The following is an 11,906-nucleotide window of genomic DNA, read 5'->3' as shown; positions in this document are numbered from 1 at the left end:
GGCCATCCGCTGAATGACGCAATGGAGAGATCCGATGAATTCGTCTGCTGTTTCACCCGGCCGCGCCGGTTTATTCCTTCTGTTGACCGGCCAGATGCTGCCGCTGATCGACACCTCGATCGCCAACGTCGCGCTGGACTCCATCACCCAATCGCTGAACGCCAGCGCCACCCAGCTGGAGCTGATTGTCGCGCTGTACGGCGTCGCCTTTGCCGTCTGCCTGGCGATGGGCAGCAAACTTGGCGATAACTATGGCCGCCGCCGTCTGTTTATGTGGGGCGTGGCGATTTTTGGCGTCGCCTCCCTGCTGTGCGGAATGGCAAACTCTATCACCACGCTGCTGGCGGCGCGCACGGTCCAGGGCGCCGGCGCGGCGCTAATCGTGCCGCAGATCCTCGCCACGCTGCATATCACCCTCAAAGGCAACGCCCACGCCCGGGCCATCAGCCTGTACGGCGGCATTGGCGGTATCGCCTTTATCGTCGGTCAGATGGGCGGCGGCTGGCTGGTCTCGGCGGATATCGCCGGTTTAGGCTGGCGGAATGCCTTCTTTATTAATGTGCCGATCTGCCTGCTGGTGCTGGCCTTTAGCCCGCGATACGTCCCGGAGACCCGGCGCGAAGCGCATTCGCGCATCGACTGGCAGGGCACCTTCAGCCTTGCGCTGATCCTCTGCTGCCTGCTGTTTCCGATGGCGCTGGGGCCGGAGCTGCACTGGCCGTGGACGCTGCAGCTGATGTTAGCTGCGGTGCTGCCGCTGCTGGTCTGGATGCGGGCCAGCGCGCTGAGCAAACAGCAGCGCGGCGAGCAGCCGCTATTGCCGCCTCGCCTGCTGAAGCTCACCAGCATTCGCTTTGGCATGGCCATCGCCCTGCTCTTTTTCAGCGCCTGGTCCGGATTTATGTTCTGTATGGCGTTGACCATGCAGGCCGGTCTGGGAATGGCGCCGTGGCAGTCCGGGAATAGCTTTATCGCGCTCGGCGTGGCCTACTTCATCTCCGCGCTGTACGCGCCGAAGCTGATTGCCCGCTACAGCATGGGACGCATTTTGCTGACTGGCCTGTCGGTGCAGATTGTCGGCCTGCTGCTGCTGTGCGCGACCTTTTATCGCCTCGCTACCCACACCAGCACCCTCGCGCTGATCCCCTCCACGGCGCTTATCGGCTACGGGCAGGCGCTGATCGTGAACAGCTTTTATCGCATCGGGATGCGCGACATCAGCGCTTCTGACGCCGGAGCCGGGAGCGCAATTCTCAGCACCCTGCAGCAGGCGACGCTGGGCCTGGGCCCGGCAATTCTCGGGTCGCTATTCTTAACTCTCGCCCAGCGCAGCGGCGGCGACTATCCCCGGGCGCTGATCGATTTCCTGGCGGTGGAAGTGGTAATGATGCTGGTACTGGGCGCCATCGCGCTGTGGCTACGCCGACACCTTAACGTCCGTCCGGCGGTAGCGACGCCATAATTCACATCGGCGTAACCTGCGATTTGCATAATAGACATCCAGCGGTCATCATAACCGCTGGATGTAAAGGAGACGTTATGCAGGAATTAATATCGCACATCGCCGCATTAGGCATCAAAATTACCCCCACCACCTCACTCATTATTATCTTCGGCATTATTTTTCTGACGGCGATTGTCGTTCACCTTATTCTGCACAAAGTGGTGCTGCGTACCTTCGAAAAGCGGGCGCAGGCCAGCAGCCACCTATGGTTGCAAATTATTACCCAGAACAAATTATTTCATCGTCTGGCCTTCACCCTGCAGGGGATTATCGTCAACGTGCAGGCGGTGCTATGGCTGCAAAAAGGCAGCGAGGCGGCGGAAATACTCACTACCTGCGCGCAGCTGTGGGTGATGATCTACGCGATGCTGTCCTTCTTTTCGCTGCTGGACGTGGTGTTCAATTTATCGCAGAAATTCGCCACCGCTTCTCAACTACCGCTTAAAGGGATATTTCAGGGAATTAAGCTGGTCTGCGCGATTATTGTCGGCATTCTGGTTATCTCCTTACTGATTGGCCAGTCGCCGGCGATTCTGATTAGCGGCCTCGGCGCGATGGCCGCGGTACTGATGCTGGTGTTCAAAGACCCGATTCTCGGCCTGGTGGCAGGTATTCAGCTCTCTGCCAACGATATGCTCAAGCTCGGCGACTGGCTGGAGATGCCGAAATATGGCGCCGACGGCGCGGTGATCGACATCGGCCTGACCACGGTGAAGGTGCGCAACTGGGACAATACCATCACCACTATTCCCACCTGGTCGCTGGTTTCCGACTCGTTTAAAAACTGGAGCGGTATGTCGGCATCCGGCGGTCGCCGGATTAAGCGCAGCCTGAATATCGATACCACCAGCATTCATTTTCTCGATGAACAGGAGCAGCAGCGCTTAATTCAGGCCCGGCTGCTGAAGCCGTATATGGATTCGCGTCATCAGGAAATTAGCCTGTGGAACCAGCAGAACGCCACCGACCAGTCGGTGCTAAACCAGCGCAAAATGACCAATATCGGCACCTTCCGCGCTTATTTGCAGGAGTATTTACGCAACCATTCGCGCATCCGTAAGGACATGACGCTGATGGTGCGCCAGCTGGCTCCGGACGCCAGCGGCCTGCCGATTGAGATTTACTGTTTCACCAACACCGTGGTGTGGGCGGAGTATGAGAGCATTCAGGCGGATATTTTCGACCACGTTTTTGCCGTGGTTGATGAGTTCGGCCTGCGGATTCACCAGTCCCCCACCGGCAACGATATTCGTTCGCTGGCGGGCGCGGTATCCGGGTAAAACTCAGGTGCTGGCGCGGGGGATCACGCGCCAGTCCATCATCACCCGCTCGACCGCAGCGTCGGGATTATCGATTCTCTTCATCAGTAGCGTCACGGCGGTACGGCCAATCTCGCGCGAAGGCTGTTCCACGGTGGTCAACTGCGGCGATACCACTTCGGCCAGTTCGGTACCATCAAAACCGATTACCGCAATATCTTCCGGCACCCGCAATCCGGCCTGAGCGATAGCCCGCAGCGCGCCCGCCGCCAGCGAATCTGAGACCGCAAATACCGCATCCGGTTTCTCTTTCTGCGCCAGCAGCGTTTCCATCGCCCGGGTACCGGCGGCGGCGCTCAGGTCGCTGGCGTAAGTGACCTGTTGATACGCCAGTTCGCGAACGTGCAGCACGCTTTTGTAGCCGCGCTCGCGCAGGCGCGAGTAGCGATAGCTGAGATCGTGGTTGATTAAGGCAATGCGTTTTCGCCCGCCGTCAACCAGCCGGGAAACGGCGCCCTGCGCCGCATCGACGTCGTTGATGCCCACGCAGGAGATGCTGCCGTTATCGGCATATTCCGCGCACTGCACCCAGGGCGCGTCGCCGATCATGGTGGTCAGTTCCGGCAGGCTGGAGAGCGCGTTCATGGTGATGATGCCGTCGACCATTTTGCCGGAGAGCAGCTGCAGGCCAGAGGTAGAACGGGCCAAATCCGAGCCGGAATTACACAGCAGGATCCGGTAGCCGTTCTTTTCCGCCTCTTCTTCAATACCCTTGACCACCTCGGCGCAAAAGGGGTTAGCGATATTAGAGACCATCACCAGAATCATATTGCTGCGGGCCGTTCGCAGCTGGCGGGCCAGCAGATTAGGCTGGTAGTTACTCTCTTTGATCGCCTGCAGCACACGTTCGCGATTCTTCGCTTTAACGGTATCGCTGTTATTCAATACCCGCGATACCGTCGCCACCGAGACGCCCGCCAGGCGAGCGATTTTCTGAATTGACATAGAGGCTGCACTTCCCGCATAGACGTTATATTTCGCAGGCTATCATAAATGAGCGCCGCCCGCGCCGTCAGCAGGTTTTGCGAGAATTGACGGGATTGATTAGCACGCTAAGGCCGTTATCATGATGGCCCAGGCGTTGTTTCGCCAGAAGCAAAACGAACGCGCGTCGTTGAACACTATCGGTATATAACTGGGGTATCTCTTGAACACCATAAAAAATATTCACATCGCGGCGGCAACGATCGTCGATGGTCAAGGACGCTGTCTTTTAGTACGCAAACGAGGGACTGAGTACTTTATGCAGCCCGGTGGAAAGCCTGAAATCGGGGAAACCCCGGAAGCGGCGCTGATCCGCGAGCTCGAAGAGGAGCTCAACTTTAGCGTTTCACCTGAAGAACTGGTTCCGGTCGGCCGTTTCACCGATACGGCGGCAAACGAGCCGGGCCATACGGTCTCTGCGGATATCTTTCAGATAGCCACCAACAGAGCGAATTTTACGCCGACGGCCGAAATAGAAGAAGTTATCTGGTATACGCCGGGCCAGGATCGGCATATTAAGCTTGCTCCTCTTACCGAGAATCACCTGCTTCCTCTGCTGAAAGGGGCGTAAGCTCGCCGGACACCGCGAAAGAGTTAGCTCATTTGTCTGCAAGTCAAAATCCACGCTGCCATCGTCCCGGTGGCGCTACGGCGGCTTCCAGACAAAGCCAGTTCAGGCCGAAGCGCCCCATTTCACCGAGAAGCATTGCCCGCTTCTTCCGGTGAAGATTTAGCACATCCTTCTGATTTACTTCCCTGCAAACTGCGACGTGTTTTAGCGCTTAAAAACGCCCGGTTTTGTACGCCAGATCATATTTCGCCAGACAACCCTTTCCCCTATAATCCAAAATATCGCAACTTTCCCTTACAAAAATTAGGCCATTGCAGAACAAACCCCACAAAATAAAACAAAATAAAAACACAAAATTAACAAATAGCGATGAGATAGCATTTTTTTTGACTTTTTGTGCTGTTTTTTTTTAACCAATCCGCGCCTATTCAGCGAGAAAATTCCTGGTCGTAATGGATAATTCTTAAAGAGCGATCGACATAAAATATCGCACCTTAAGATTTTTCTTATTTATTAGAGTGGGTTAGTATAAATCCAGACATTTTCTGGACTTAAGAATTTACACATTTTTCATCTGTATAACTCTCCAGAAATTAAAGTTGTCACATTTATTAACTAGCCATAATATAGCCACATCATTGAACGATAGGGTAAGACAATATAGGGAAATAAATCGACATATGCTTCCTCAGAAATATGAGAAGGTATACTGCATAAGCTGTCAGTATCAGTGCGAAATCTATCCACGACCTACGATAAAATCGATTAATTGCATTGAAACTCACTATTGCGTATGGCCTGATAAAAATATCTATTTAAAAAATGGTGTGCATTGTTTTTTAATTAACAAGCATTACAACTTCTCTAATTCTGGCTTTATTTTTGTTGATTTTTCTCGCTACAACATCAGATTATTCACCAATGATAAATGGATTGAATATCTGATCAAGACAGGGCTGCGGGTAGTTTTGATTGCCGACAGATTAGCGCAGCCGCTGGCGCTGTACTGGAAACACCGCTGTCAGCAGATAATTTCGATTATCAATACCAGCGATACCCGAGATGAGATTGAAAAGAAAATACAGCTTTCGTTTCTCGGTCAACGAGATGCTCGAGGCTACCGTCAAAAACTCAGCGATCAAGAGGTATTGGTACTCGACCTTTTACTCGCAGAGAAGTCGGTTAAAGAGATAGCAAAAGAATTGCAGATGGCAGAAAAGAGAATCTACGCAATCAAGCTCAGCTTGCAGAATAAGATGGGAGGCAGAGGGAAGTTAAACATTATTCTATCTGGATAAAAAATTATCAGTATTTACAGCAATAACTCCATAAATGGAACTAACTTAATTATTCTCAGGAAATTTAAAATGAAAAAAATCGTATTAGCGGGTGTTGTGGCTGCGGCTCTTATCTCTACCAATGCAATGGCTAACGTGACCACTTCCGCCACTGCCAGCTGGGATGCTAGCGCAACTAAAGACACCACCAGCGCGCTGGTTGTCACTCCGCTGAAATCCCTGAACTTCCAGTACGCTGAAGGGATTAAAGCGTTTAACGCCCAGAAAGGCGCTTTTGACATCACCATCCAGGGCCAGTCTGGCGCGACTGACTTCACGCTGACCTCTCAAATCGTCAGCAACACCCTGAGCCGTACCACTGACGCCTCTACTCTGGCCGTTGGTGTGAGCTGGAACGGCAACGCGCTGAACAAAACCACGCCGGTAACGATGATTGATGCGGGCAACAACATCTCCGCGGGTCTGGATGCGCTGGCAGTCGCCACCGCCTTCGCAGGCGCCGATCGCGTCAGCACCCAGGGTAACTTCGATTTCACTATCGACTCCGCGACTTCTGACGGCAGCACCGCCGCTGAGTTCAAAGATTTAACCGACGGTTACTGGAGCGGCGACGTTCGCGTTCAGTTCAACGCGGAATGGACTATCTAATCAGGTGTAGCCAACACCTGTCCGGTATGACAAGGAGGCTTTGGCCTCCTTATAAGGATGCGCCATGAAACTGAATCCATTATTACTCTCTCTCTTCTTATTCACCGTGACGCCCTCCTCCCATGCAATAAACGTCGGAGACGTCACCTCAATAATGGGGCCGGATGCCTCGACGCTGGCAAAAGAAATCATTAATACTACCGATACGGCGCGTTACGTTAGCGTCAACGTGGAGCGTATCTCATCGCCGATGGCCGGCGGCAAGGTTATCCCGATGGCGAGCAGATCGGAATTATTGTCAACGCCAGCCAGTCTGATATTACCCGGAAATGCGAAAGAGAACTTTCGTTTTTTTTACAAAGGGCCACAGGATAATCAGGAGCGTTATTACCGCATATCCTGGACCGATGAGCCGGTGACCGAGTTTGAAGCCAGTAAAAAGAAAAAACAGGGTGAGGCAACGACCTCTGCCATTATTGGTACCATTCTGGTGGTCGCGCCGCGCGAAGAAAGATTCGACTATCGTCGAGATAATGACACGGTAACCAATACCGGTAACGCTTCATTCCGCGTTATCTCCTACGGACCCTGTCGTGATAAAGCGAAGGATGAGGGGCAAGGCTGTCGTGAACGCTATTATGTCATGCCTGGTATCAGCGTAAAAATAAAGCATACCGATCTCACCAACAAAAAAACGCGAATTGGAATATGGCACGGTGAGCAATATATAAATGTAAACTGAGTAATATTATGGATAATCTTGGTTATGTCAAAGGGACGTTGTTCGCTGGGTTATTAATTACGGTAAACCAGGGTTGGGCAGCTAATGCTACAGCGCCAGTCAAAGTCAGTAACTATGTTATTCCTTCGGTATTTGCTAACGCGTTATATCAGGGCATGTCGGTCCCTGTTTTTATTCGTTATGAAGGCGATAATAGTACCCAACGCAGCCAGCAAAAAATCGCTGATGCCATCCTTACCATCAAGGATAATGAGTTTCGCCTGAACCAGATCGCCCTCAGCGATCTCCCTGAGCGAACTGAATTATCGCCGCAGATAAAATCGCTGATTAACGAGATGCAGGACAAAAGCATCGGCGACGGTCAGCGCGTTTATATCAACAAAGACGCCTCGCTTTCACTCGATACGCGTTCCTTTTATCTTGAGCTGACGGTTAACCGGGCAGCCATGCAGGCCGCTATTTTGCCGCGTACCAACATGCTTGGGGAATCCACTGCTCAGAATCTCTCGAGCGTGCTGAATTACTCGATGGGGAGCTATTACAATAAATATGAGAATACCGATAACGCCAGCAGCTATCTGACGCTGGACAATACCTGGTCGCTGCGCGAGCACCATCTGAACTTTAACGGTTCCCTCTACGGTATAGGTACCAGCAACCAGCAGAGCAAATTGTATCGCTCGATGTACGAACGTGACTATCAGGGACGCCGCTTCGCCATGGGGATGGTGGATACCTGGAATCTGCAATCGATCGCCAGCATGAGCGCCCTGAACTCCAGCCGCATTTACGGCATCAGCTATGGCAATAAAAGCAGTTCACAAACGCAGGACAACACGCTTGCCCTGGTGCCCGTCACGGTGTTCCTCCCGGCCGCCGGTGAAGTGCACGTGTACCGTGACGGTAAACTGCTCAGCATTCAAAACTTCTCGATGGGCAGCTACGAGCTCGATACGTCGCGCCTGCCGTTTGGTATCTACAACGTTGATATACAGGTGGTCGTTAACGGGCGCGTGGTCAGCAGCCGGACGGCGAACATCAATAAAACGTTCGCTCGAAAATCCAGCGTTACCGGCGATCTCTCATGGCAAACCTTCGCGGGCAGCCTCGAATACAACAAGATGGACTATCGCCACAACTACAACATCAATTATGGCACACGGAATACGTGGATTGCCGGGGTCGCCGCTGCAACCAGCCAACCCTGGCTTTCCGGCGTGAATCTGAAAACCACGCTCTACGGTTTTGACAATAACGGTGTCAATGAAACGGAAGCGAACGTGATTTTCAACAACGCGTTCAGCTTTAACCAGCAGGGGCTGCTCGCTACCGACGGCAGCTGGCAGAGTACCTCCACCTTCAACATGAGTTTACCGGACGGGTATGGCAACCTGTGGGGGTCGCGCCAGTACAGTTCCATCGGTAACGCGCTACCGATGCAGCAAAACGACTATGTGACCGTCGGCGCCAACGCTAACCTGCGCAAAATTGCGCCGTTCCTCGGTACGCTGAGCGTCAGCCGCACCAATAACAAATATACCGGGAGCACCTATACCAACGTCGATTACGATCAATCCTTGTTAGCTAATCGCTACGCAACCGTCACGCTACGCGCCGGTATTCAGAACTATCAGTACAACAACCATGAAAATCTGCGCGATAAGTACGTCAATATTGATGTCTCTATCCCCTTCTCCACCTGGCTCAGCACCGGAGTGTCCAGCCAGAACGGAAACATGCTGGCGAACGCCACGCTGCGCAAAAGCTTCGACAACCGCGCCATTACCCAGGTGGGGGCGTCGGTTTCGAAACAGATTAAACAGAATAAAAATGACGATAGTCGCTATCGTTCCGACGATTACGCCGCCAATGGTTACGTCAGCTATGACACCAAATATAACGCTGGCACCGTCTCCGTCAGCCGCTCATCGCAGCACAGTTCAAACTACAGCCTGAGTTCGCAGGGCAGCGTGGCCTGGACGCAAAAAAATATCTATGCCGGAAAAGGTACCCAAACCGCAGGCCTGGTGGTGAATACCAATTTCAGCGGCAAGGGCCGGATGATGGCGCAGATCAACGGCCAGAACTACCCGCTGACCGGCAAAAGCAATTTCATCAGTCTTCCGCCCTACGCGGAATATAAGGTGGAGCTGATGAACGACAAAAATTCGGAAGACAGCGTCGACATCGTTAACGGTCGTCGTAACAAAGTGGTGCTCTACCCCGGCAACGTCAGCGTGATTAACCCGGAAGTCAAACAGCTGGTCACCGTCTTTGGCCGGGTGAAAGATCGCCGCGGCGGATACTACGCCAACGCCGATATTCATAACCACATTGGTAAAACGCGCACCGACGAACTCGGTGAGTTCGCCATGGACGTCGATAAGCGCTTCCCGGTGATCACCCTGGTGGATAAATTCGGCGGCATCTGCGAAGTGGATCTGGATCTGACAGAGGCGAAAGGCGCCGTATGGGTCGGTGAGATCCCTTGTGAGATCCAACAACAAACGGCATCAGTGACTGGAGATGTTAAGAATGTCTATTAAACCCCAGGCCATCATGCTGCTGGCCGGCTGGCTACTGGCCGCGCCGGCTATGGCGCTCACCGCAAGCAGCAGCGGGAGCGGCAGCAACACCTATATGTTTATCGACAATGATGTCGATGACGAATATTTCATCACCACCAGCTCCCTCGACCCGCGCTTCACCGGAGCCAACGTCTGGACAAAATATCCGACTAACCAGCGTAGTCTGGGATATATAACCTACGTAGGATGGGCTTACGCCAACCGCTACTTCGACCTGTGGATCGAGAATTCACCCATTAACCAGCCGTTTCTCGGGATCCGCTGCATGTCTACGGGCGCAAACTGCCCGGCGTCTGGCTATATTACTCCCGATGTCATCGATAAAGACGGCTTCTATCACGCGATGTCCGGCAACACCGTAGCAAACGGTTACTACGGTGCGGGAGCGCTAAGCCAGTCGGCCTATGAGTATTTTCGCGATCGGCCGGTGGGGACCATCGATTCTTTGCAGCTTAATCTTTGCTACATGAATACCAATACCGATTATGACTTTGCCTCCGGCGTTCGCTGTAAAGATCTCCCCAGCGGGGGAACATGGCGCTACTACACGTTCAACCTCGAAAAGGTCTCGCATCTGAAGTTAAACAGTACCGGTGCTCTGGCAGAAGTGTGGATTGCCAGCGATGGCACGCCAAGCGTCAACCTCGGCTCGGATTTGTGTCAAATGGGTGTGGTCGGGAGCGCTTCGGGGATCATCTGTAAAATGGTGTCTTACAATTTTCAGGAGACTAAAACTCTCACCACCTTACTTGATTTCCGGATGGTGATTGACACGGCGATGCTGGGATTTTCTCCTTCTACGTCTGACGTAAAGTACAGCGGTGATGGGGCAAGCTGGACCAATTTTGGTACGGTCAGCACCTATAACAAGGTTTTCAAACCGTCAGGCGAGTACGTGTACGTATTCCTGTCCAACGCCTTTTTCCAAAAAGTCCTCAAGGCAGGAACGGATTTAACCAACAAGGATGCTCTGTTTACCTTCTATTTTGATAACTCCGTCACCCCACAATCGGGTTATTATCAGTTCACGCCATCAACATTAATTAACATCATCCCGCGGGAATACGGCATCAGCATTGTTGCCAGCGACGGGCGTTCGCATCCACAAGCATCCGGCAAGATTGGTAGCGAAGAGCCCATCACCTTTGAATATAAAGTCACCACCTCCGCGTCGCGTCAGGCCGACAGTATTACCGCCCAGGTGATTGGCGACTCCGTCAACATGTATGGTTTGCCGTTCTGCCTGTTTACCTCAGCGGACGAGACGCTAAAAGTGCCGGTCCCGGCCTACCTCGAATGGACATCCGCTACCGGTAAAGCGGTAAAAGTCCGCAACAGCTGCGGCGAAGATCCTGTCGATATGACCAACGCCGTTTGGGTACAGACGGCCTGGAACGCCAACGTCAACGATGGTTTCTTTTTTACCACCACGCTGAAACTGCTGTTTCCGATGGATGACCCACATTCACAATTCACCACCAATGGTCATGACTGGATGGGGACCGTCAGCGCCACCGGCGATGTAAAAGTGACCGCCACGTGGATTGGCGTCGAGCGGGGGGGATGATGAAAAATATCCTTGTCATCGGATTATGCGGGCTGTGTATTCAGCCCGCTTCCGCGGTGTACTTTGACTCTATTATCTATGATATGGATGGCAGTAAAGATTTTATCTCCCGGCCAATAGTCAATGATACAAAAAACAACAATTTGTATACCATATCGGCTTATAAAATCTCCCGACCGGGCAACGGAGATGAAAGACCTGTTCCAGGCCAGGATAAAGATCTGGTCTGGTCGCCGCTGAAGTTCACGGTACAGGCGAATGGCCAGGAATATTTTAAACTCTATTACCGTGGGCCTAAAGATGCTGTTGAGAGATATTATCGGGTAATCTTTAAGGAAACCCCGGTTACGATTTTCCCCTGGCGTCAGGATCAGAAACAAATGGATGTCGTTCCCTCAGTGTCTATGAGCACCATCCTCATCGTGCGCCCGCGTAAGACGCGATTCCAGTATGAAATTAATGAAGCCACAGGCACCATTAAAAATACTGGCAATACCTATTTTAGAGTCATTCTGCAGAAAGGCTGCAATGGTGACGATGAAAGTTCAACGCAATTTTATATGCTGCCAGGGGAGAGCTGGACAGGCCCCGAGGCGAAGAATAGCAACAGGAAATATATTGTCGCATTAGGCCGCTATCATCAGTTAGGCAAGGGCTGTTTTATGAATTCGCCGGGCTAACCGCC

Annotated in this window: 10 protein-coding genes; 9 read left to right on the top strand and 1 reads right to left on the bottom strand. The window is 52.6% G+C overall.

The genetic code is table 11. The annotated features are described in order from the left end of the window. Window positions 1-34 precede the first annotated feature (34 nt). Window positions 35-1,462, top strand: coding sequence for an MFS transporter (locus K2184_RS23720; protein ID WP_004111148.1), 1,428 nt, complete (start codon window positions 35-37; stop codon window positions 1,460-1,462). 77 nt (window positions 1,463-1,539) lie between these two features. After that, window positions 1,540-2,784, top strand: coding sequence for a mechanosensitive ion channel family protein (locus K2184_RS23715; RefSeq protein WP_004099968.1), 1,245 nt, complete (start codon window positions 1,540-1,542; stop codon window positions 2,782-2,784). A 3-nt stretch (window positions 2,785-2,787) separates the two neighbouring features. Here the strand turns inward: K2184_RS23715 and K2184_RS23710 are convergent, their stop codons facing one another. Continuing rightward, window positions 2,788-3,768 carry a LacI family DNA-binding transcriptional regulator gene (locus tag K2184_RS23710; protein ID WP_004099966.1) on the bottom strand — a complete coding sequence of 327 codons (981 nt, stop codon included), beginning with the start codon at window positions 3,766-3,768 and terminating at the stop codon, window positions 2,788-2,790. Window positions 3,769-3,979: 211 nt separating this feature from the next. On the opposite strand from K2184_RS23710, the gene K2184_RS23705 reads away from it, so the two are divergent. The 7 genes from K2184_RS23705 to K2184_RS23675 all read left to right on the top strand — a co-directional run bounded on the left by K2184_RS23705 (window position 3,980) and on the right by K2184_RS23675 (window position 11,901). Continuing rightward, window positions 3,980-4,378, top strand: coding sequence for an NUDIX hydrolase (locus K2184_RS23705; protein WP_049127333.1), 399 nt, complete (start codon window positions 3,980-3,982; stop codon window positions 4,376-4,378). A 680-nt stretch (window positions 4,379-5,058) separates the two neighbouring features. Beyond that, window positions 5,059-5,676, top strand: coding sequence for a LuxR C-terminal-related transcriptional regulator (locus K2184_RS23700; protein WP_023320513.1), 618 nt, complete (start codon window positions 5,059-5,061; stop codon window positions 5,674-5,676). A gap of 69 nt (window positions 5,677-5,745) precedes the next feature. Further along, window positions 5,746-6,324 carry a common pilus major fimbrillin subunit EcpA gene (ecpA, locus tag K2184_RS23695; RefSeq protein ID WP_017146412.1) on the top strand — a complete coding sequence of 193 codons (579 nt, stop codon included), beginning with the start codon at window positions 5,746-5,748 and terminating at the stop codon, window positions 6,322-6,324. A 64-nt stretch (window positions 6,325-6,388) separates the two neighbouring features. Beyond that, window positions 6,389-7,066 (top strand): hypothetical protein, encoded by a 678-nt coding sequence (locus tag K2184_RS23690; protein WP_017146413.1) that lies wholly within the window; start codon window positions 6,389-6,391, stop codon window positions 7,064-7,066. Window positions 7,067-7,074: 8 nt separating this feature from the next. Beyond that, complete coding sequence (locus K2184_RS23685; RefSeq protein WP_032727917.1) at window positions 7,075-9,612, top strand: TcfC E-set like domain-containing protein; 2,538 nt, start codon at window positions 7,075-7,077, stop codon at window positions 9,610-9,612. Next, a complete protein-coding gene (locus K2184_RS23680) occupies window positions 9,602-11,221 on the top strand; it encodes a hypothetical protein (protein WP_017146415.1) in 1,620 nt (539 codons plus the stop codon). The genes K2184_RS23685 and K2184_RS23680 overlap by 11 nt, the downstream gene beginning before the upstream one ends. Continuing rightward, on the top strand, window positions 11,218-11,901 hold the full coding sequence (locus K2184_RS23675) for a fimbria/pilus periplasmic chaperone (protein ID WP_142478329.1): 684 nt from the start codon (window positions 11,218-11,220) through the stop codon (window positions 11,899-11,901). Before K2184_RS23680 ends, K2184_RS23675 begins: the two co-directional genes overlap by 4 nt. Window positions 11,902-11,906 lie beyond the last annotated feature (5 nt).

This window comes from Klebsiella sp. K5-306, assembly GCF_051835185.1.
In the GTDB taxonomy this organism is placed as follows: domain Bacteria; phylum Pseudomonadota; class Gammaproteobacteria; order Enterobacterales; family Enterobacteriaceae; genus Klebsiella; species Klebsiella oxytoca.
The sequence above is the reverse complement of the archived record's forward strand: the minus strand, read 5'-3'. Positions and strand labels throughout refer to the sequence as shown.